At 73.3% G+C, this 20,899-nt stretch carries 21 protein-coding genes and 1 tRNA gene; 14 read left to right on the top strand and 8 right to left on the bottom strand.

The genetic code is table 11. The features are described from left to right. Nucleotides 1-4 precede the first annotated feature (4 nt). The 4 genes from ACFY0X_RS04035 to ACFY0X_RS04020 all read left to right on the top strand — a co-directional run bounded on the left by ACFY0X_RS04035 (nt 5) and on the right by ACFY0X_RS04020 (nt 2,009). Entirely contained in the window at nt 5-280 is a 276-nt protein-coding gene (locus tag ACFY0X_RS04035; protein WP_387748510.1) for a hypothetical protein, read from the top strand. A gap of 122 nt (nt 281-402) precedes the next feature. Then, nucleotides 403-885, top strand: a complete 483-nt coding sequence (locus ACFY0X_RS04030) for a single-stranded DNA-binding protein (RefSeq protein WP_387748508.1) — start codon at nt 403-405, stop codon at nt 883-885. Between the two features lie 114 nt (nt 886-999). Continuing rightward, nucleotides 1,000-1,287 (top strand): hypothetical protein, encoded by a 288-nt coding sequence (locus ACFY0X_RS04025; protein WP_387748506.1) that lies wholly within the window; start codon nt 1,000-1,002, stop codon nt 1,285-1,287. Between the two features lie 110 nt (nt 1,288-1,397). Then, a complete protein-coding gene (locus tag ACFY0X_RS04020; protein ID WP_387749269.1) occupies nt 1,398-2,009 on the top strand; it encodes an SAM-dependent methyltransferase in 612 nt (203 codons plus the stop codon). Between the two features lie 12 nt (nt 2,010-2,021). Here ACFY0X_RS04020 and ACFY0X_RS04015 read toward each other — a convergent pair whose 3' ends face one another. Beyond that, the gene (locus ACFY0X_RS04015) at nt 2,022-2,945 is read right to left on the bottom strand and encodes an HNH endonuclease (protein ID WP_387748504.1); all 924 of its coding nucleotides are present in this window, start codon (nt 2,943-2,945) and stop codon (nt 2,022-2,024) included. Between the two features lie 143 nt (nt 2,946-3,088). Here ACFY0X_RS04015 and ACFY0X_RS04010 point away from each other — a divergent pair, with 143 nt between their 5' ends. From ACFY0X_RS04010 to xerC, 6 genes are all read left to right on the top strand, one after another. Continuing rightward, complete coding sequence (locus ACFY0X_RS04010) at nt 3,089-3,715, top strand: DNA cytosine methyltransferase (protein WP_387748502.1); 627 nt, start codon at nt 3,089-3,091, stop codon at nt 3,713-3,715. Next, a complete protein-coding gene (locus ACFY0X_RS04005) occupies nt 3,712-4,068 on the top strand; it encodes a hypothetical protein (RefSeq protein ID WP_387748500.1) in 357 nt (118 codons plus the stop codon). The genes ACFY0X_RS04010 and ACFY0X_RS04005 overlap by 4 nt, the downstream gene beginning before the upstream one ends. Before the next feature lie 64 nt (nt 4,069-4,132). Continuing rightward, a complete protein-coding gene (locus ACFY0X_RS04000) occupies nt 4,133-5,071 on the top strand; it encodes a bifunctional DNA primase/polymerase (RefSeq protein WP_387748498.1) in 939 nt (312 codons plus the stop codon). Next, nucleotides 5,068-6,348, top strand: a complete 1,281-nt coding sequence (locus ACFY0X_RS03995; protein WP_387748496.1) for a DUF3631 domain-containing protein — start codon at nt 5,068-5,070, stop codon at nt 6,346-6,348. The genes ACFY0X_RS04000 and ACFY0X_RS03995 overlap by 4 nt, the downstream gene beginning before the upstream one ends. 191 nt (nt 6,349-6,539) lie before the next feature. Beyond that, entirely contained in the window at nt 6,540-6,728 is a 189-nt protein-coding gene (locus ACFY0X_RS03990) for a helix-turn-helix domain-containing protein (RefSeq protein WP_387748494.1), read from the top strand. Then, nucleotides 6,728-7,861, top strand: a complete 1,134-nt coding sequence (gene xerC, locus ACFY0X_RS03985) for a tyrosine recombinase XerC (RefSeq protein ID WP_387748492.1) — start codon at nt 6,728-6,730, stop codon at nt 7,859-7,861. Before ACFY0X_RS03990 ends, xerC begins: the two co-directional genes overlap by 1 nt. A gap of 55 nt (nt 7,862-7,916) precedes the next feature. Here the strand turns inward: xerC and ACFY0X_RS03980 are convergent. Then, nucleotides 7,917-7,991 (bottom strand) — tRNA-Val (locus ACFY0X_RS03980). Nucleotides 7,992-8,236: 245 nt separating this feature from the next. Between ACFY0X_RS03980 and ACFY0X_RS03975 the strand changes: the two genes are divergently transcribed. Both ACFY0X_RS03975 and ACFY0X_RS03970 read left to right on the top strand, forming a co-directional pair. Beyond that, the gene (locus tag ACFY0X_RS03975; protein WP_387748490.1) at nt 8,237-9,556 is read left to right on the top strand and encodes a hypothetical protein; all 1,320 of its coding nucleotides are present in this window, start codon (nt 8,237-8,239) and stop codon (nt 9,554-9,556) included. 101 nt (nt 9,557-9,657) lie between these two features. Next, nucleotides 9,658-9,876 (top strand): zinc ribbon domain-containing protein, encoded by a 219-nt coding sequence (locus ACFY0X_RS03970; protein WP_359914456.1) that lies wholly within the window; start codon nt 9,658-9,660, stop codon nt 9,874-9,876. A 16-nt stretch (nt 9,877-9,892) separates the two neighbouring features. On the opposite strand, the gene ACFY0X_RS03965 is transcribed toward ACFY0X_RS03970, so the two are convergent. From ACFY0X_RS03965 to ACFY0X_RS03955, 3 genes are all read right to left on the bottom strand, one after another. Next, the gene (locus ACFY0X_RS03965; RefSeq protein WP_387748488.1) at nt 9,893-10,726 is read right to left on the bottom strand and encodes an HAD family hydrolase; all 834 of its coding nucleotides are present in this window, start codon (nt 10,724-10,726) and stop codon (nt 9,893-9,895) included. Continuing rightward, entirely contained in the window at nt 10,726-13,347 is a 2,622-nt protein-coding gene (locus ACFY0X_RS03960; RefSeq protein ID WP_387748486.1) for a phosphoribosyltransferase, read from the bottom strand. Before ACFY0X_RS03960 ends, ACFY0X_RS03965 begins: the two co-directional genes overlap by 1 nt. A gap of 228 nt (nt 13,348-13,575) precedes the next feature. Next, nucleotides 13,576-14,784, bottom strand: coding sequence for an HpcH/HpaI aldolase/citrate lyase family protein (locus ACFY0X_RS03955; RefSeq protein WP_387748484.1), 1,209 nt, complete (start codon nt 14,782-14,784; stop codon nt 13,576-13,578). A 357-nt stretch (nt 14,785-15,141) separates the two neighbouring features. Here ACFY0X_RS03955 and ACFY0X_RS03950 point away from each other — a divergent pair, with 357 nt between their 5' ends. Further along, complete coding sequence (locus tag ACFY0X_RS03950; RefSeq protein WP_387748482.1) at nt 15,142-16,344, top strand: TerD family protein; 1,203 nt, start codon at nt 15,142-15,144, stop codon at nt 16,342-16,344. A 97-nt stretch (nt 16,345-16,441) separates the two neighbouring features. Here the strand turns inward: ACFY0X_RS03950 and ACFY0X_RS03945 are convergent, their stop codons facing one another. Then, nucleotides 16,442-17,182: a Tellurium resistance gene (locus ACFY0X_RS03945; RefSeq protein WP_387748480.1), complete on the bottom strand. Its 741-nt coding sequence runs from the start codon at nt 17,180-17,182 to the stop codon at nt 16,442-16,444. Between the two features lie 340 nt (nt 17,183-17,522). On the opposite strand from ACFY0X_RS03945, the gene ACFY0X_RS03940 reads away from it, so the two are divergent. Then, complete coding sequence (locus ACFY0X_RS03940) at nt 17,523-18,713, top strand: DUF2637 domain-containing protein (protein ID WP_387748478.1); 1,191 nt, start codon at nt 17,523-17,525, stop codon at nt 18,711-18,713. 87 nt (nt 18,714-18,800) lie between these two features. On the opposite strand, the gene ACFY0X_RS03935 is transcribed toward ACFY0X_RS03940, so the two are convergent. Then, nucleotides 18,801-19,895: a DUF475 domain-containing protein gene (locus tag ACFY0X_RS03935; RefSeq protein ID WP_387748476.1), complete on the bottom strand. Its 1,095-nt coding sequence runs from the start codon at nt 19,893-19,895 to the stop codon at nt 18,801-18,803. Between the two features lie 147 nt (nt 19,896-20,042). Continuing rightward, nucleotides 20,043-20,621, bottom strand: a complete 579-nt coding sequence (locus tag ACFY0X_RS03930; RefSeq protein ID WP_387748474.1) for a TerD family protein — start codon at nt 20,619-20,621, stop codon at nt 20,043-20,045. Between the last annotated feature and the right edge of the window lie 278 nt (nt 20,622-20,899).

Here is a 20,899-nt window from a genome sequence, read left to right as displayed (position 1 = left end):
CCGCATGGCCCGCCTGCGCCTGCGCTACGTCACCTGGCCGCGCCCCGCGATCAAGCTGACCGATACCCCCAACCCGAAGTGCGCCGAGTGCGAGGGCGCCGGCGGCTGGACCGAGGACTACGGCGACTACGACACCGGCGAGTACGCCGGCACCGAGATCGTCCACTGCACCTGCTGGAACCCCGACCGCACCCGCCACCTGCTGCCCGTCCCGCGCGGGATCGCCCGCCGCTGGCTCGGCTGGACCGAACCCGTCTACTCCACCGAGCCGCCGTTCTAACGCCCTGGCCTGCCAGACCGGCCGTGCCGCCCGAACCGCCACCGCAGCCAGCGGCGGGGCCCGGGTAGCGCGGGGGACGGGCAGACCCGCTCCCGACACCACCGATGCCCTGGGAGGCACCCGTGTCCGTGGGAGAGACCCCGATCACCGTCGTCGGCAACCTCACCGACGACCCCGAACTCCGCTTCACCCCGCAGGGCGTGGCCATGGCCCGCTTCACCGTCGCCTCCACCCCCCGCACCTACGACAAGGCCACCGGCCAGTGGAAGGACGGCACCGCGCTGTTCCTGCGCGCCACCGCCTGGCGCGAGATCGCCACGAACATCGCCGAGTCCCTGACCAAGGGCATGCGCGTCGTCGTCCAGGGCCGTCTCGTGCAGCACAACTGGAAGACCGAGCAGGGCGAGAACCGCTCCATGCTCGGCCTCGACGTCGACGAGGTCGGCCCCAGCCTGCGCTTCGCCACCGCCAAGGTCACAAAGGCCCAGCGCACCGGCGCCCCGACCGCCCGCCCGGCCGACGAGTGGTCCACCGCCGCCCCGGCCGCGCCCGGCGGCGAGTGGGGCGGCGCCCCGGCCGGCGGCTCGACCGAGCCGCCGTTCTAGCCGGACCGCGCCCCGAACAGCACAAACGCCCCGCAGCAGCCGCCGAATCCTGGCAGAGAAGCCGGCTTGCTGCGGGGCTATCCGATCCCCTCTCAGAGACCAGAGGACCCCAGTATGTCCGGAAGCACCACCGACCCGCAGCCCCGCTGCGAGGCCGCCCACCTCGGCGACGAAAGCCCCTGCGAGGGCCCGCGCGACGCCGTGACCATCCTCGACCGCCACGGCGACACCGCCAAGGCCTGCGTCCACCACGGCACGCGCCTGTACGCCAGCCTCGTCAACCCGCGCGTCCACCCCGGCAGCGTCCCCGGCGCCGCCCTCCAGGTCTACTACCGCGCACAGACCACCTCGGCGTTCGCCTGGCTCGACCACCACCAGGCCGAGGACGGGGGCTACCGGTGAGCGCTCTCGCCCTTACTGTCGCGGCCCGCCCGGCCGCGGGCTGGCTGCCCGCCCGCCCCTGGAACGGCTACACGGTCCTGGACGCGTTCTGCTGCCAGGGCGGGGCCTCCATGGGCTACTACCTGGCCGGATTCGACGTCGTCGGCGTCGACATCGCCGACCAGCCCCGCTACCCGTTCCCCTTCGTCCAGGCCGACGCCGTCCGGTTCATCGCCGAGCACGGCCGCCTTTTCGACCTGGTGCACGCGTCCTGCCCGTGCCAGGGCTACAGCGCCACCCAGCGCATCCAGGGCAACACCCACCCGTTGCTCGTCGAGGCCACCCGCGAGGCACTGAGCGGCACGGGGCGGATGTGGGTGATGGAGAACGTTCCCGGCGCCCCGCTGCGGTGCGACGCCCTGCTGTGCGGGGCGACGTTCGGCCTGCGCACCTACCGCCACCGCTGGTTCGAAACCAGCCCGATGCTGCCGCTGAGCAGCCCTCACCACCCCGTGCACACCGCGCCAGTGGCCAAGATGGGCCGCCCGGTCGGCGAGGGCGAGTTCATGCATGTCGTCGGCAACTTCTCCAACGTCCCGCTCGCCCGCAGCGAGGCCGTGATGGGCATGCCCTGGGCCAGCCGCGACGGCCTGCGCGAGGCCATCCCTCCGGCCTACACCCAGTGGATCGGGCGCCAGGCAGCCCAGTGGCTTGCCTGGCACGCCCGACAGGCCGCCGCGTAAGGAGCGTCGTCGTCAGCTGCGGTGCTGGGCCCAGTGGGCCTCCAGCCAGGCGCGGCTACGCTGGAGCGGGATAGTGGGCGTCGCGCCGTGCAGCGGCGCGTAGGCCGGGTATGCGGCCAGTTCCGGCGTCAGGTCGAGGACCATGCTGCCGGGATCGACTGCGATGTGCCCGAGGTCGAAGAGCCGGTGTACGTCCCGGCGCAGGAGCAGGCCGCCGTTGTCGTGGTGCTCGCCGTTGGCCGCGTAGCTGTAGAGGTGCGCGGCCTCCAGGACGGTGGCCGGGGCGGGGCCGGTGAACGCGCACACCGCCCCGTGCCGCTCCAGCAGCCGGGCACGGAAGGCGCCCTGCCCGACCCGGGCACGCACGACCCGCTCCCGGTGACCACCTGCGATCGCCCGCCGGGCCTGCTCGGTGACGGTCACCGACGCGGTCACCCCCACCCCGGCCAGGGCCTCCCGGAGCCGCTCCCAACGCATGCTGCGGATGCTGTGCTGCGAGGGCTTGTCGCACAACGAGCGCAGCACAGCCCCGGGCAGGGCGCCGGCCATGTCGACCCACGCGGTGTCGTGCCGGGTGCGGTAGGTCGTGACCTGCTCGCGGCGCGACAGGGGCACGTCGAACGCGCCCTTGCACTTGTTGCACCGGTAGACCGGCCGTTCCTTCTTCCGCGGCTTGAAGTCGGCCTTCCCACAGCCAGGGAGCGGGCAGGTGTAGCGGTCCTTCTCCGCCCGCCCGACCTCGATGTCCTCGATCACCGACACGCCGAGCAGGGACTTCTTGTCCCACAGCGCGATCACGTCCCCGACCGCCGGGCGCTCGCTGTTGGGCACCGTGCTGTCCCAGCTGTAGTGGCGCGCCGGGTCGTCGTCGTACCCGTCGTTACCGCCGTGCGAGCGGTCGTCGCCCACCGCCATGACCAGCCACGCCGTCGCCACACCAGCCCCCATCCGCTGCATGTCCCCTCGGCCGCGCGCACACGCACGGTCCCCACAACCTAGACCACCCCTGTGACACCACCCTGCCCGCGCCCGCCTTCCGCCAGGGCGCCGACGGGTGGTTCCTGACCTGCGGAGGTCACATGTCCCGAAACCCCCTACGCCACCCGCGCGTTCTGGACGCCTGCTGCGGCGCCGGCGGCGCCTCGATGGGCTACCACCTGGCGGGCTTCGACGTCGTCGGCGTCGACATCGCTCCCCAGCCCAACTACCCCTTCGAGTTCGTCCAGGCCGACGCCCTGGAGTTCGTCGCCGAGCACGGCCACGAGTTCGACCTCATCCACGGCTCCTGGCCGTGCGAGCACTACGCCACCGTCACCAGGTGGCGCGGCACCCCCGCCGACCACCCCGACCTGGTCCCGGAGGGCCGCCGCATCATGGAGGCCACCGGCCGCCCCTGGGTGATCGAGAACGTCCCCGAAGCCCCAGTCCGGCGCGACTACCTGCTGTGTGGCACCCAGTTCGGCCTGCGCGTGCGCCGCCACCGCGCGTTCGAGACCTCCTGGGGCGCCACCGCCGACCTGGTCCCGCCCTGCTGGCACCGCCGGGGCCTGCTCGCCTTCGACCACAGCCAGGAACGCGCGTACGCCGACGCCATGGGCTGCACCTGGATGACCAACCAGGAAGCCCGCAAAGCCATCCCGCCCGCCTACACCCACCACATCGCCGGCCAGTACCTCGCCCAGCACGGCCACCAGGCGGCGGCATGACCACCCGCGTCCCACCGCTCGGCGACAGCCGGGGCCTGTGGCTGGTCGTCCTCGCCGCCGCCGCGGGCCGCTGCCAGTGCCGCGGCACCTGCGGCAAGAACCACGACAAGGACGGCGGGCGCTGCAAGACCGTCCACGGCGGCTACGGCCGCCGCCACGGCACCGGCCCCGTCCGCCTGCTCGCCGCCCCCGCCGAGCCGACCGACCTGCTCCTCCCCCCGCACAAGGCCGCCGCCCTGCCGAAGACCGCGCTCATCGCGTGGTGCCCGGAGTGCCACGACGCCACCCGCCGCGCCGCCGCCAAGGCCCAGCAGGCGAGCGCCCCGGCCGCCGAGCCGGACTCCCTGTTCTAGCCCGCACCTCTCGCCCGGGGCCGACCTCCCCGGCCCCGGGCCCGACCCGCCGAAGGGATTCGCCGTGACCGGCAACCCCCTGCTCAACGCTGCCCTCAACGCCGTCGAACGCGGCTGGCACGTCTTCCCCCTGCTGCCCCGCAGCAAGCGCCCCGCCCTGCACCCCGCCGCGACCTGTCCCCGTACCGGCCCCTGCACCACCGGCCACCAGGGCTGGGAGCAGCGCGCGACCCTCGACCCCGGCATCGTGCGCCGGACCTGGTTGCACGGGCCGTACGGGGTCGGCCTCGCCACCGGCCCGTCCAACCTGGTCGTCGTCGACCTCGACACCCCCAAGCCCGGCGCCGTCCCGCCCCAGGAATGGGCCAACGAGCAGGTGGCGGACGGGTTCGACGTGCTGTACGCACTGTGCGAGCGCAACGGCCAGCCCTTCCCCGACGACACCTACAGCGTCATCACCCCCTCGGGCGGCCTGCACCTCTACTTCACCGCCCCCGCCGGGACGGCTCTGCGCAACACCGCCGGTCAGCACGGGTCCGGGCTGGGCTGGCTCATCGACACCCGGGCCGGTGGCGGCTACGTCGTCGCCGCGGGCAGCACCGTCGACGGGCGCCGCTACGAGGTCGGACGTGACACTGCCCCGGCGCCCCTGCCCGGCTGGATCACCCGCCTCCTCACCCCGCCACCCAGGCCCGTCACCACGCCCTTCCGGCTCGACCGCCGCACCACGGGCAACCGGCCCGCGTACGTCGACGCCGCCCTGCGCAACGAGACGGCGAACGTCGCCGACGCCACCGAGGGCACCCGCAACTGGACCCTCACCCGGGCCGCCCGCGCGCTGGGCCGCTTCGTCGCCAACGGCAAGCTCAGCCGGGGTGAGGTCGAACAGGCTCTTAAGGGGGCGGCCGAGCGGGCCGGCCTCACTGCGCGCGAGGCCGACGCGACCATCACCAACGCCCTGAACTGGTCCATCGCCCACAACCCGGCCGGAGACGCCGCATGAGCCTCCCGAACTCCCCCCTTAAGAGCACCAAGACCCCCGACCGGCCGGGCCCCGAGGACGGCGCCGCCCTGCTCGACGCCGTCGAGGAGTTCCACCGCCGCTTCAACGTCTTCCCCAGCGAGGCCGCGTACACCGCTGTCGTGCTGTGGGACGCCCACACCCACCTGCTCGACTGCTTCGAGTCCACCCCGCGCATCGCCTTCCTGAGCCCCGAGCCCGGATCCGGCAAGACCCGGGCCCTGGAGATCATGGAGACGATCACCCCGCGCCCGGTGCTGACCACCGACGTCAGCCCGGCCGCGCTGTTCCGCACCGTCTCCGACGCCGACGCCCGCCCGACCGTGCTGTTCGACGAGATCGACACCGTCTTCGGCTCCAAGGCCGCCGGCAACGAGGACCTGCGCGGATTGATCAACTCCGGCCACCGCCGCTCCGGCGTCGTCCTGCGCTGCGTCGGCGACGGCGGCACCCAGACCGTGCAGCCCTTCCCCGTCTACGCCGCCCTCGCCACTGCCGGGCTCGGCGACCTGCCCGACACCATCATGAGCCGCTCCGTCGTCATCCGGATGCGCCGCCGGGCCCCCAATGAGCGCGTTGAGCCCTACCGTGAGCGCATCCACCGGGCGGAGGGGCACAAGCTGCGCGACCGCCTCGCCGAGTGGGCCAGCAGCGTCCGCGACCAGCTCCACGACGTGTGGCCGGAGCTGCCCGAAGGCATCAGCGACCGCCCCGCCGACGTGTGGGAGCCCCTGCTCGCCGTCGCCGACGCCGCCGGCGGCCACTGGCCCAAGCGCGCCCGCAAGGCCTGCGTCGAACTCGTCACCGCCTCCAAGGCCAACGACAAGGGCAGCGTCGGCATCCGCCTCCTCACCGACCTGCGCGACATCTTCGACGGCGCCGAGCGGATGCTCAGCGCCGAACTGCTGAGCAAGCTCGCCGAGCTGGACGACGCGCCGTGGGCCGACCTCGACGGCAAGCCCATCACCGCCCGCGCCCTCGCCAAGATGCTCGGCGACTACGTCACCGCCGACAACGACCCCATCAAGCCCCGCAACATCAAGACCGGCCCCAAGAGCAGCGCCAAGGGCTACTACGCCTCGGACCTGTCCGACGCGTGGCTGCGGTACTGCCCGCCCCGCCCGCCTCGTTCCCAGGAATCCGCTACCGCCGCTACTGCCGCTACCGCGCAGGTCAGGACCCTGTATCCGGTAGCGGATACGCCCGAGGTAGCGGATACCGATCCGCTACCCGACGCCCCGGCCGCCGCCGCACCGTAGGCCGCCCGCCGCTCCCATCCACCTCGGCGGGAGCGGCACCAATCCGCTACCGCTACCAAATCCGCTACCAAAAACATGCCCCTGACCAGGGAGGTAGCGGCAGTAGCGGCAGTAGCGGATCCCAGAGAAGGAAGGGCGGAGCCGACACCGGCTCCGCCCTTTCGCTGCCTCGAACTCCCGGGAGCCGCCTCATGACCACCGCCATCCCCGAAGCCCTGACCGTGCCCGAGGTCATGGCCGCACTCCGGATGAGCCGCAGCAAGGTCTACGACCTCATCCGCTCGAAGAAGCTCGGCACCATCACCGAAGGTCGGTCCCGCCGAATCCCGGTCGAGTGCCTTGCCTCCTACATCCGCTCCAAGATCGAGGAGAACGCCTAATGACCAAGCGAAACCCGAACGGCGCCGGCACCGTAACCAAGCGCAAGGACGGCCGGTACCAGGCCGCTGTCTACGTCCCCCAGCCGGACGGTACGTGGGCCCGCAAGTTCGTCTACGGCAAGACGTGGGACGAGTGCGACGGCAAGCGCAAGGAGTTGGTGGAGCGGGCCAAGCAGGGCATCGCCACCCCCACCAAGTCGGCGAAGCTGTCCGAGTGGTTGCCGTACTGGCTGGAGCACTTCATCAAGCCCCAGCGGAAGAAGACCACGCAGGCCAAGTACGAGACGCACGTGCGCCTCTACCTGGTCCCGCTGCTCGGCTCCAAGGGGCTGGAGTCGCTGAGCCCGCGCGACGTGCGGACGTTCCTCGCGAAGGTCACAAAGCAGTCCAGCGCCGCCACCGCAAAGGAGTCGCACCGGGTGCTCCGCTCGGCGCTGAGCGCCGCGTGCCGGGACGAGTTGATCGTGCGGAACGTCGCGATGCTGGTCCCGCCGCCCCGGGTGACGAGCCGTGAGATCAAGCCGTGGACGCTCGACCAGACGCTCACGTTCCTCTCCGCAGCCCGCACCGATCCGCTCTACGCCGCCTTCGTGCTGGCCATCGCGCTCGGCATGCGGCGCGGTGAGATCGTCGGGCTCCGCTGGTCGGAGGTCGACCTCGACCACCGGGTGCTGGTCGTGCGCGAGCAGGTGCAGCGCGTCCGGGGCGAGCTGTACGCGGACACCACCAAGAGCGGCAAGCGCCGGCCGGTGCCGCTCCCCCGGATCTGCGTGGCGGCCCTGCGCTGGCACCGGATGCGGCAGGACGAGGCCCGGCGCGCGGCCGGGGAGAAGTGGGAGGAGACCGGGTACATCTTCACCACCCGGACCGGCCGGCCGGTCGAGCCGACCAACCTCTACCGCTCGTTCGTCCGGGTGTCCAAGGCCGCCGAGGTCCCGGCGATCCGGCTGCACGACACCCGGCACGGGTGCGCGACGCTGCTCGTCGCGTGCGGGGTGCCGCCGCGGGTGGTGATGGAAATCCTCGGTCACAGCCAGATCGGGCTGACGATGAACGTCTACACCCACGTCACGCAGGACACCCAGCGGGAGGCCCTCGGCAACATGGACCGGCTGCTCAAGCGGCGCCACTGATGTCAGGCTGAGATGTCAAATGCCCCGGACCAAGATCGGTCCGGGGCATTTTGGCTGGTGGGCGCGGACGGTTTCGAACCGCCGACATCTGCTTTGTAAGAGCAGCGCTCTACCACTGAGCTACGCGCCCCCGGTCGTGGCCCGGTGGGCGCACGACGAGAGCCTAGGGTACCTGGTCCCGGGGGTGGTGTGGGACAGGTGGCGAGTGAGGGGGTGGGCCGGGTGGGCGGGGCGGGGGGTGGATGGGGCGGGAGGGGGTGACGGGCGGGTGGGGGGATCGGGGAGAATGGGGCCGGATCAGCGGGTCGGAGCAGGGAGCGCGCAGTGACGGTGGCCGGCGGGAGCGGGCGGGGGCGGCGTCGGGCGGGGAGTGCGTTGGCGGACGCGTTGGTGTTGCCGGTGGTGCTGGCCGGTGCGCTGGCGGCGGTGGGGCTGGCCTCGGCCGGGAGCAGCGGCTGGTGGGGGCGGCGCGGCGGCGGTGAGGGCGGACGGGCGCAGGCCCGGGAGGCCCGGGCGGCGGCCCAGGAGGCGTTCTACGAGCTGGAGGAGACCCAGCGCGAGGTGCAGCTCGCGGTGGAGACGGTCCGCGCGGCCGAGGAGGGCCAGACGGTACAGCGCGCGCTGGCCGACCTGGCGGCGATCTCCGGCCGGGTCGACCAGGTGACCGTGAACTACCTGGCCGCGCTCGACGCCCACAACCTGGACAGCGAGACCCTGGACGCGGGCGCGGCCGCGCAGGCCCGGCGCCAGCTGGAGGACGCGAAGGGCCAGCTCGGCTCGGCCCGCTCGGAGCTGAACGACTTCCTGCGGCGCCTGCAGCCGACCGTCGAGCACGCCGAGCAGCAGCTGATGCGGGTCACCCCGGCGGTCGAGCAGGCCAAGCGCGCGTTGCTGGCCGCCACCACCGCGCTGGACGAGGCGCGCGGCGCCGGCCTGCGGGCGGACGACCTGGCGGCCCGGCTGGCCGAACTGGCGCCCGAGCTCGGTCGGCTGAACGAGGGCCCGGCCCGGCACGGGGTCGCGGACACCCTGCGGCGCGCGGACGACGTGAAGCAGCGCGCCGAGGCGATCGCCGCCGACGCCGGACAGCTGCCGGAGCGGGCGCGGGAGATCGACCGGCGGCTGGCGAGCCTGCGGACCCGCATCCAGGCGCTGGAGACCAAGGCCGAGACGGTCGCGCCCGCCCTGAGCGAACTGCGCCGCCGGTTCAGCACCGCCTGCTGGCAGGACCTCCAGCGGGTGCCGGACCAGGTCGCGGAGACCGGGCGCGCCGCCGAGCGCAAGCTCGCCGAGGCCGCCCGGGCGCGGGACGAGCAGCGCTGGGCGGACGCCACCGGTGCGATCGGGACGGTCCGCGCGCTGCTGGAGACCGCCGACGGCTCGGTGGCCGCGGTGAACGACCGGCTGCGGCAGCTGAACGAGGTGCAGCACGACCCCCACAAGGAGATCGAGCGCGCCCGCTTCGCGATCCGGGACGCGCAGCGGCTGGCGATGGCCGGCCGCAGTGCGCCGGACCCTCGGCACGCCGCCCCGCTGGACGAGGCGGTGGCCCGGCTGGACCGGGCGGTGGCCGCGCTGGAGGAGGCCGGCCGGCACCCCGACTACTGGCACTTCCTGACCGAGCTCGCGGCGGTGCGGGACACCTCGGCACGGGTGATCGAACTGATCCGCGAGGACCTCGGCGGCCACCGGTAGGACGAGAAGGGGAATGGAGTAGAGGGAGAAGGGGGGAGGAGGAGAAGGGGGAAGCAGGAGGAGGGGGACCCGGCGGGCACCCGGCTGGGTACTCTGCCGGTATGCCTCGTTACGACTTCCGCTGCCGCTCCTGCGGCGCCACCTTCGAGCTCCGCCGTCCGATGGCCCAGGCCAACGACCCCGCCGTCTGCCCGCAGGGCCACGAGGACACCGTGAAGCTGCTGTCCACCGTCGCCGTCACGGGCGGCGCGGCCGCCGCCCAGCAGGCCCCCGCCGCCGGGGGCGGGGGCGGTTGCTGCGGCGGCGGCTGCTGCGGCTGAGCGGGGGCCGCCCCGGTCAGACCCCGACCGGCAGGGCCGCCGCCCCGGCCAGGAACCGCCGGACGATCTCCTCCCCCGCCGTCACCCCCACCTCCGTGAGGGCGGTGACGCCGGGGGCGGTCCAGCCGCTGTCGGCGAGCTCGCCGTGCCCGGGGCGCCAGCCGGCGTCGGCCGCGAGCAGCAGGTCGGCGTCGAGCAGCGAGTCCCCGGCCGCCAGCACCGTGTCGGCACCGCTGCGCCGGACGACCTCGGCCAGTGCGGCGCTCTTGGTGAGCGGCGCGGGCACCGCGTACACCTTGCGGCCCTGCAGGGAGACCGTCCAACCGCGCTCGGCGCACCAGCCGGTCAGTTCGGCCAGCCAGCCCTCGGGCAGCGCGGCGCGCTCGACCACCAGGTAGGCGAACAGCTCGTCGGCGACCTGCCGCTTGTGGGTCCACTCCGGGTCGGCGCACAGGGCGAGCCGCCGGGTCACCTCCTCCAGCGGGGCCGAGCCGGCGGCGATCCGCGCGGTGATCTCGGCCCGCCAGTCGCGGTCCGGCACGCCGTCCACCAGCAGCTGTCCGCCGTTGGCGCAGATCGCGTACGCGGGGACCCAGTCCGGCGTCGGGCCGGGCAGCTTGACCCGTCCGTACTGCTCGGGCGTCCGGGTGGTAGCCGGGACGAAGCAGGCCTGCCGGGCGAGTTCGGTGAGCAGCTCGGCGGCCCGTTCGGTCATGAAGGACAGCGGCCGCCCCTGGTACACCTCGACGCAGAGCAGCCGCGGCGCGAGCCGGTCGGGCGCGGCCAGGGCCATGGCCCGCTCGGAGTAGATCAGCGTCCGGTCGAGGTCGCTCGCCACCAGAACACCCATCAGGATTCCCTCCCCGTAGTCTCGGGCACGGCGTGCCCGTCCGTCCGTACCCGCCCGTCGGTCACAGCCCGCCCGTCGGTCACAGCCCGCCCGTCGGTGACGGCCCGCCCGTCGCCGCCGGTCGCCCCGCGGCTGTAGCGGGGGTGGATCAGGCCGACGCAGGTGTACGGCAGCCCGTCCACCTCCTCGACCTCGACGCCGCGCTGGGCGGCGAGCAGCCGGACGTGGTCGAGGTCGGCACCGGCGCCGCGCCGGGCGAGGATCCGCCAGGGGACCCGGCGCAGCAGCACCCGGGTGGTCTCGCCGACGCCGGGCTTGACCAGGTTGACGTTGTCGATGCCGTACTCGGCGCTGATCCGTTCGACGGCGGCCCAGCCCGCCCAGTCGGGCGTCCGGTGCGGGTCGGCGGCGAGCCGGTCGGCGCCCTCGACCGCCGCGGCCCGGACCTCGCCGAAGCGGGCGGCCACCGCGTCCAGGAAGGCCGCCGAGACGTCGCTCCCGGCGAGTTCGGCGTAGTGCTTGGCGCCGTGGAAGTCGTCCGGCCCGATCAGCCCGGCCCGCAGCACGGTGCGCGAAACCAGCCCGGAGACCGTGGAGTTGAGGCAGGCGGACGGGATCAGGAAGTCGTCCCGGGTGCCGTACGTCCGCACGCAGCGGCCCGGGTCGGCGAGCACCGCGAGGTCCGGGTCGAAGTCGGTGCCGGCCAAGGCGTCGGCGAGTTCTCGGGTGATCGCGCCCTTGCCGGTCCAGCCGTCCACGAACACCACGTCCCGCGTGCGGTGGTGGGCCGCCAGGTACCGCAGCGCGACCGGGTCTATGCCGCGGCCGCGCACGATCGAGACGGCGTAGTGCGGTACGGACAGGCCGTGCGCGAAGGCGAGCCAGCGGCGGATCAGGATGCCGACGGGCGTGCCGGCCCGGGCCAGCGAGGCGAGCACCAGGCCGGGGCCGCGCTCGCGCAGCAGGGTCTCGGCGACGGTGCCCACGGCGAGCGCGATCCGGCCGGCGGAGCCGCGCAGCGCCTCGTGGAACAGCGCCTGGTACCCGGGGCCGGGCTGGTACTCGACCGGCAGCGACTCGGCGTAGTGCGCGCCGCCGCTCTGGACGGCCTCCTCGCGCTCCTCGGTCGGGGCTTCGAGCGCGACCCCGGAGAGGTCCTTGAGCAGCCAGGCCACCTCCTCGGCCGGGTACGAGGAGAACGCCGGCCCGTACAACGGCACGGGGAGCACGACCGGCGCCGGCGCCGGCGCCAGCGCAGACGAAGACAAAGACGAAGACGAAGACGAGGACGACGGCGACGGCGACGGCACGGGCAGCGAGGCGGCCGCCCCGGGCACCGGCCGGTGCGAGGGCAGCACGGCGAGCACCACCCGGTCGGTCACCCGCCGCAGCTGTCCGAGCAGCGCGCGCTCGCCCTCGTGCAGCGCCGGGGTGTCGGCCACGTCGTCCACCACCAGCACCACGGCGTCGAACCGCCGCGCCGGGTCGCTGCCGGGGGCGACGTTGTACGCGTAGCGCTCGGGCGAGCCGCCGTCCTGCGGGTCGTCGTGGGCGGGGAAGGCGAGCCGGGTGCGGATGGCGTAGCCGGGGTCGTCCACCGCCAGGACGGGCGAGCGGGTGGTGGTGGAGAACCGGACGCGGTCGCCGCCGAGCCGCTCGCCGAGGGCGTCGGCCAGGCGCAGCGGCGCGTACATCAGCTCCTCGAAGCCGAGCACCAGCACCCGCCGCGCACCGGCGGGCAGGGCTTCGGCCAACTGCCCGGCCAGCCGGGGGAGTACGGCGTCCAGCCGGGCGCGGTCGCGCGCGGTGAAGCCGTGCCGGCCGCCGTCCGGGAGCCCGGCGGGCCAGTCCAGCCCGACCCTGACCAGCGGCGCGGCGGCGGCCGCCGAAGGCCCGACCTCCGGAGTGACGGCGCCCGCCTCCGCGATCAGCCGCTCGGCCCGGTCCAGCAGGTCCGCCGGCAGCTCGACGCCGCCGCTCGCGGTGGCCACCAGGTCCAGTCGGACGCCGAGTTCGGCGGCGGTCCGGTCGAGCCGCCGCCGGTCGGCCGCGGAGCGCAGGTCCACCAGGGCGACCACCACGTAGTGCCCGCGCGGGTGGCGGGCGTGCAGTTCGCGGATGGTGTTGAGCACCGTCTGCCCGGTCGAGAACTCGTCGTCCACCAGCACCAGCGGTCCGTTCCCGGCGAGGAGGCCGGGGTCGGCCGGGAGCAGCAGGTGCGAGGTGGCGTGCGAGTGCTCCTCCTCGAAGCCGCCGACCGGGGTGATGCCGGGCACCGGGCGGCGGGTGGAGTGCAGGTAGGGGGCGTCCAGGCCGTCGGCGACGCTGTGGCCGAGGCCGGTGGCGGTCTCCGCGTAGCCGAGCACGACGGCCCGGGCAGCCGCCTCCGCCCCGAGCAGCTCGCGGACCCGTCGGCCGAGTTCGAGCCCGGCGCCGTGGACCACCGAGGGCCGCTGCGGGACGTGCTTGCCGAGCACGTTGGAGACCAGCAGGTGGGCGCGCTTGCGGTTCTCCCGGAGGGCCAGGCCGACGAGTTCGGGGAGCCGCGCGGAGCCGGTCAGCGCGATCCCGGCCCGGTCGGCGACCCAGCGGCCGGTCCACGTCTGCGGTGTTGCTGTCACTGCTGGTCCTGCCTTCGATGGTGCGATGGTGCGTTCGTCATATCCGCGCTACGGAAACCGGGGGAAACGGCTCGGATTCGACCACGGGAACAATCAGCCGTCCGGAAGACGGTCGCACGGAAGCGGACCGTCCGAGCGCCGGCCACACGGGCGCCGACCGTCCAAGCGCCGGCAACACGGGAGCCGGCCACGCGGAAGCCGGCCACACGGGACTCGGCCGTCCGGGAGTCAGTCGCACAGACAGGCCGACAGCAGTTCCGCAAAGCTCACGTCCTCCCGGGCCACCCCGAACACCTCCGCCCGCAGGAGCACCCGCTCCGCCCAGGCCCGGTGCGGCCTGGCCTCGTTCATCTTGTTGGTGTACGCCGAGCGCAGCACCCCGCCGCCGTCCTGCTCCTGCCGGAGGATGTCCCGGGCGTCGCAGTACTCCTCGTGCGTGACCACGGAGAGGGCGTGCACGGCCGGAACGTGGCTGGGGTGGATGCAGGTCTTGCCGAGCAGGCCGTTGGCCCGGTCGAGTTCGACCTCCCGGATCAGCCCGTCCAGGTCGTGGTCGATGATCCGCCGGCGGACCTCCTCCCCGGAGGCCCGGAGGGCTCCGGCCCCGGCGGGCACCGAGGCCCCGGTGAACGGGGTCCGGCGCAGCTGCGGCTTGAACATCCGCTCCTGCACCGGGAAGTACTCCCAGACCGGCCCGGTGACGGTGTACCCGGTGCCGTCCGCCCGGCCGAGCACGTTGACCACGTCCCCGATCACCGCCGCGACCAGCGCCACGTCGTACGCGGTGAGGTCGGGCGAGCGCCGCAGCCCGTACGCGGAGCAGAGGTCGGTGACGCCGAGCCGGACGGCGAGCACCCGCTCGCGGTGGCCGGCGAGCAGTTCGGCGATGCCGAAGAGCTGGTCCCGCCTGGTCTCCAGGTGGGCGAGTTCGGGCGACTCCAGGACGGGCATGGCGAACAGCCGCCGCCCGGTCGCGGCCTCGGCGGCGGCCAGCGCGGCCAGGTACTCGCCGCCGTTCGCGGGGGTGAACTTCGGCAGCACGAAGCCGCTGAGCAGTTCGACGGCCGGTCCGAGGCGCTCGGCCAGGTCGAGGATCTGGGCGGCGGCACGGACCCTGATGAAGAGGAGGGGATGGCTCTGTGTACAGTCGGTGAAATCCTTGACCAGGTCATTCAACTGCTCGACCAGGTTCCGCTCGCCCGCGTCCACCTCGTGGTCGGCGATCGCGTCCTCCAGGCAGAGCACCATCGACACCACGCCCCGACCAGCCAGTTTACGGATGTCGGCGGCCAGCGCCGGCCTGGTGGCCGGGCTGTACAGGGTGCCGCCGAGGGCGGTGGCGAGCACCGACGGTTCGCTCCGCGCGGTGAACGGGCGCGGCTGTTCCAGGAAGAGCCGGCCGCGTACGTCCTCGGCGAGGTGGCCGAAATGGCGCAAGGTGCTCTCCTCCAGGAAGTGGACCGGCCCCCGGCCCGTTGCCGACGACACCCTGGTCAACCGGCCGACCGGGCGCCATGGTTCCCGGGCACGCCTCCGCCGGACGCCCCTCCGTCGAACCCCCGGGGACCTTTCGACCGCCCATGGTACGGACGGGATCCGGCCGGTCCCGGTTCCCCGGCACTGAACTCCCGGAACATCCCGGTCCACTTCGACGATCATGGTCGCGGCGGGTCCGGACCTCGGAAACGACGGCGGCAAACCTCGGAAAGCGCAAGTCTTGGCAAAGTCCGACCCGGCGCGGACCGGTCCGGTCACGTTGTCCGAAGGGGTGGCGAACAGGCAGGATGGTCGGCTATGACGCACGTGATGGCCAAGGGCGCCAACATCGCACTGCCGGCGGCGGCGGTCCGCGCCGTGCTGCGCTGGAGCGCCACGCCCGGTGCGCCGGACGTGGACGCTTCCGCGCTGCTGCTCGGTGCCACCGGCAAGGTCCGCTCGGACGCCGACTTCGTCTTCTACAACCAGCCCCGCCACCCCTCCGGACTGGTCCGCCACCTGCCCAAGCAGCAGACCTCCGGCGGCGCCGAGATCATCGACACGGTCGAGGTCGAGCTGGGCAAGCTGCCCGCCGACGTGGACCGCGTGGTGCTGGCCGGCTCCTCCGAGGGTGGGCCGTTCCGTTCGGTGCCGGGGCTGCGCCTGCTGCTCTTCGACGCCACGGCCGGCGAGGGCGCGCCCGCGCTCGCCGAGTTCCGGATCGAGGACGCCGAGAACGTCACCGCCCTGGTCGCCGGCGAGCTGTACCGCCGCTCCGGGGCCTGGAAGTTCCGCGCGATCGGCCAGGGCTACACCTCCGGGCTGATCGGACTCGCCACCGACTTCGGCATCACCGTGGACGACGCGGAGGCCGACCCGGCGGCGGCCCGGGCGACCGGCTCCACCGCCACCCCGTCCGCCGGCATGCTCGACCCGCGCAGCATGCCGCTGCCGGACCCTCGCCCGACCACCCCCGAGCCGGGCACCTTCACGCTGGCCCCGGCCGTCCCGCAGGCACCGCCCGCCCAGCCCCCGGCCGCCACCCCGGCACCAGTCCCGGCCACCGCTCCGGCGGCACCGGCCCCGGCCGCCGCCGCGAGCGCGTCGCCCGCGCCGACGACCCCGCCGCCGCCGCCCACGGCCCCGCCGACCATGCCCCCGCCGCCCACCGTTCCCCCGGGCCACCAGCCCGGCACCGGCTACGGCTACCCCCAGCAGCCGACCCCGGGGTACGGCTACCCCCAGCAGCAGCCCACCGGCGGCTACGGCTACCCGCAGCCGGGCACCGGCCAGCAGCCCTACCAGCAGCAGCCGGGCGGTTACGGCTACCCCCAGCCGAACCAGCCCGCCCCGCAGCAGCAGCGCCCCGCGGGCTACGGCTACCCGCAGCCCGGCACCGGCCAGCAGCCGCCCGTCCCACCGCAGCCCGTCCAGCCGCAGCCGCCGACGGCCCAGCCCCCGGCGGCCACCGGCGAGGAGTTCGCGCTGCCCCCGCAGGGCCCGCAGTTCCAGCCCCGCTGACGCCCCCGGCGGGGCCGCCCGGCGATCCCGGCCCCGCCGGCCCCGGAACCCGAAGCCGCACCCGCACCAGGCCCCGCCGCGGGACCACCGACCCCCGTCAGTCGCTCTTGTACCCGCGCTGCCACTGCATCCCGAACCCGTACAGCCGGTCGATGTCCGCCTGGAACCCGTTGACGTACCGCACCTCGCGGCGCACCGTCAGCTGGTTGTCCCCCGCGTTCTCGATCAGCACCACCGCGCAGGAGCGCGCCGCCCGGGCCCGCTCGTCCAGCTTGATCTCGATCCGCGGCCCGGTCTGCGGCACGATCGTGATCACCGCGTTCGACTGTTCGAAGGCCGGCGTGCCGTCGTAGATGTAGACGAAGATCAGCAGCCGCTTGAACTTGTCCTTCTTCTCCAGGTTGACGTACATCGTCTCGCCGGACGGCGCCCCGTACTGGTCGTCGCCGCTGAGCTTGACGTACGGCGCGTTCTGGAGGTCGCCGAACAGCCCGCCGAGCGGCTGCACCACGCCCGTGCTCCCGTCCGAGAGCTCGTACATGCAGGCCAGGTCGAGGTCGACGTTCGTCGGCTCGCTGCCCTGCGGCGAGTCCGGCTCCAGCGGCCGCAGGATCCGCGGACTGAAGAACCGTTTGACGGAGTCCCGGGCGCTCGGCCGGGCGCCGCCCCCGGCGGTCATCGTCCAGTGCAGGTTGACGTAGAGGTAGCCGGTGGTGGCCGCCGACCCGGTGATCGCGTGCTGCGGGGACGACTTGGTGAGTATGACCTTGTGCTGACCCCCGGGGTTGTCGAAGGTGTAGCTCCTGTCCCCGCGCAGGTACTCCCAGATCGAGACCATCCAGTCCTCTCCCCCTGCTCCCGCCAGGCGTTCTGACGGTCCGCCGACCAATGATCGGGCATCGGCCCGGCCGTCGGATACCCCGTCCGGACCCTCCGCTACCCAACCGGGCCGCACCGGCGGGTCGATTGGCCGGAGGAAGCCGCCCTCCCGTAACATGCCGCCACTTCGGACGCGATATCGTCTAGCCGCACAGGTGTCCCGTCCGCCCCTGCGCGGTCGCGGCGGGCACGCCGTGCGGCGACGAACGATCCGTCAGGCGGTGCCCGCGCGGCGGGTCCTGACCGCCTGTGTCGCGCTGTGATCCTGTCCCCTGCGGAAACCCGAGGCCCGACCCGCAATGAACCTGACCTCCATACAGCTGGTCTGGACCGTCGTCGGCGGCGCAGCCCTGCTGTTCGTCGCCGTCCTGATGGCGACACTGCGCTTCAAGAGCTCGAAGAAGGACGAGTCCGGCGACTCCTGGGAGCGCAGCGAGGAGCGCCGCCGGCGCAAGGAGATGATCTACGGCATCTCCTCGTACACGCTGCTGTTCTGCTGTGCCGGTGTCGCCGCCGCCCTCTCCTTCCACGGCCTGGTCGGCTTCGGCAAGGAGAACCTGGGCCTGTCCAACGGCTGGGAGTACCTCGTCCCGTTCGGTCTGGACGGCGCCGCGATGTTCTGCTCGGTGCTCGCCGTCCGCGAGGCCAGCCACGGTGACGCCGCGCTCGGCTCGCGCCTGCTGGTCTGGGTGTTCGCGATCGCCTCGGCGTGGTTCAACTGGGTGCACGCCCCGCGCGGCGTGTCGCACGACGGCGCCCCGCAGTTCTTCTCCGGCATGTCGATCTCGGCGGCGATCCTGTTCGACCGGGCGCTGAAGCAGACCCGCAAGGCCGCGCTGCGCGAGCAGGGCCTGGTGCCGCGTCCGCTGCCGCAGATCCGCATCGTCCGCTGGCTGCGGGCCCCGCGCGAGACCTACGCGGCCTGGTCGCTGATGCTGCTGGAGAACGTCCGCAGCCTGGACGAGGCGGTCGAGGAGGTGCGCGAGGAGCGTCAGGCGAAGCTGGACGCCAAGGCCCGCGCCCGTACCGCCGACCGCCGCGAGCGGGCCGAGCTGAAGGCCATCTCCCGCCAGGGCGGCATGCTCTCCCGGGGCCGCGGCGGCCGCCAGGTGCCCGCCCTCACGGCTGCCGGAGACGGCCCGAGCGCTACGGAGCCTGCCCTAGCCGCGGAGTCCGAAGCCACCGCCTCGGCCTCCTCGCCGTACTCGGCCTCCTCCTCGTCGTACCCGTCCTCGCACCGGTCCTCCGACCCGTTCGAGCCGGCCGCCCTGGACGCCGGGCGCCGCCCGCGCGCCGCCGTCGGCTCCTCGTACTCGTCGTACTCGTCCTCCCTGTCCTCCTCGTCCTCCTCGTCCTCCTCGGCCTCCGGAACCGGGTCGTCCCGCAGCGACTCGACCGTCGACCTGACGGCCGACGACGACACCCTCTCGATGCCGAAGCTGGACTCGCTGGAGCGCAAGCTGCGCGCGATCGAGCAGCAGCTCGGCTGACCCCGGCACCCCACGGGTACGACCGGGGACACGCGAACGGCCGCCTCCGGGGATCCCCGGAGGCGGCCGTTCCGTCTGCCCTGCGGACTACTTGCCGCTGCCGACCAGCTCCGGTTCCTCGTCCGCGCCCTCACGCCGGTTGCGCAGGATCGACGAGCCGAGCGCCAGCCCGATGAAGGCCACGCCGATCAGGCCGGTGACGATCTCCGGGATGTGGTACTTGATCCCGACCAGCAGGATCACCGCCAGCGCGCCGATCGCGTAGTGGGCGCCGTGCTCCAGGTAGACGTAGTCGTCCAGGGTGCCCTTGCGGACCAGGAAGACGGTCAGCGAGCGGATGTACATCGCGCCGATGCCGAGGCCCAGGGTGATCTGGAAGATGTCGCTGGAGATGGCGAACGCGCCGACCACGCCGTCGAAGGAGAACGAGGCGTCCAGGACCTCCAGGTAGAGGAAGAGGAAGAACGCGGCCTTGCCGCCGACCTGGACGATCGACTTGCCGGACTTCTCCGCCTCCTCCTCGCGCTCCTCCTCGGCCTCCAGGCCCGACTCGAAGATCGAGGAGAGGCCGTTGACGGCGAGGTAGGTGACCAGGCCGAGGACGCCGGCGAGCAGCACGGTCTCCGCGTGCTCCTCGGCGAAGAAGTTGGAGGCGAGCAGCAGGGCGACCAGGGCGACGACGCTGGAGAAGGCCTCCAGCTTGCCGACCTTCTCCAGCGGGCGCTCGATCCAGGCCAGCCAGTTGTAGTCCTTCTCCTCGAAGATGAAGTCGAGGAAGATCATCAGCAGGAAGACGCCGCCGAAGGCCGCGATGGCCGGGTTGGCCGCCTCCAGGTACTGGCCGTAGGTGAGGCCGTCGTGGGTCTTGTCGGAATGCAGCGCGAGGTCGATGACCGTCGTGGGGGTGAGCTTGGCGGTGAGGCCGACGACCAGCAGCGGGAAGACCAGGCGCATGCCGAAGACCGCGATGAGCACGCCGACGGTCAGGAAGATCTTCTGCCAGTACGGGTTCATCCGCTTCAACACCGTGGCGTTGACCACCGCGTTGTCGAACGACAGGGAGATCTCCAGGATGGAGAGGATCAGCACGATGCCGAAGCCTTGGGCTCCCCAGAGCAGTCCGGCCGCGACCAGGCCGATGGCGGTGATCGCGAACGACCAGCCGAATGTGCGGAGGAACACGGGAGTTGACTACCTTTCGGGTTCTGGCCGTGCCGGGGGCGGCCTCGTCCCCGAGACGCCCTGACCGGGCCTCGCCCGGTCAGGGCACCCCCGCACTGCCCTCTGTTCTCATGATCGGGTCGGGTGCGACAAGTCCGATTTCCGCCCTTACTGTACGTTCACGCCGAAGTCGAGCGCGATGCCGCGCAGGCCGGAGGCGTACCCCTGGCCCACCGCGCGGAACTTCCACTCACCCGCGTAGCGGTACAGCTCACCGAAGATCATCGCAGTCTCGCTGGACGCGTCCTCGGACAGGTCGTAGCGGGCGATCTCCTGGCCGTCGACCGAGTTGACGACCCGGATGTAGGCGTTGCGGACCTGCCCGAAGTTCTGGAGCCGCGCCTCGGCCTCGTAGATCGAGACCGCGAAGATCACCTTGTCGGCCTGCGCCGGGACGAGGTCCAGGTTGACCAGGACCACCTCGTCGTCACCCGTGTCGTCGCCGCCGGTGAGGTTGTCGCCCTGGTGCTCCACCGAGCCCTCGGGGCTCTTGAGGTTGTTGTAGAAGACGAAGTACTCGTCGCCGAGCACTCGCCCGCCGCCGCAGAGCAGGGCGCTCGCGTCGAGGTCGAACGGGGCGCCCGTGGTCGAACGGGCCGACCAGCCGAGGCCGATCTGGACCTGCGTCAGGTTCGGCGCGGCCTTGGTGAGCGAGACGTTGCCGCCCTTGGCGAGCGTGACCACCATGACGTTCTTCCTCCCTTGCTTCTCCCGGGGCGCCATCCAGGTGTATCCCCCGCGGCCCCGGCCGACCGGCTGCGGTCGGCTGAACTTCCTGAACTCACCCATCCTCGCAGCGCGACGGACCGCCGCCGCACCGGGGCGGACGGAGCCGGGGCGGGCCCCCGCCCCGGGGGGGGGGGGGGCCCCCCCGGGGCCCCCGCCCCCGCCCCCCCCCCGGGGCGCGCGCGCGGGGGGCGACGGTGGCGCCCCGGGCGGGGCGGAGGGCCCCCCCCCCCCGGCGG

It is taken from the genome of Kitasatospora sp. NPDC001547 (assembly GCF_042894165.1).
In the GTDB taxonomy this organism is placed as follows: domain Bacteria; phylum Actinomycetota; class Actinomycetes; order Streptomycetales; family Streptomycetaceae; genus Kitasatospora.
Note: the sequence above shows the minus strand (reverse complement) of the source record. Positions and strands in the feature narration are given on the sequence as shown.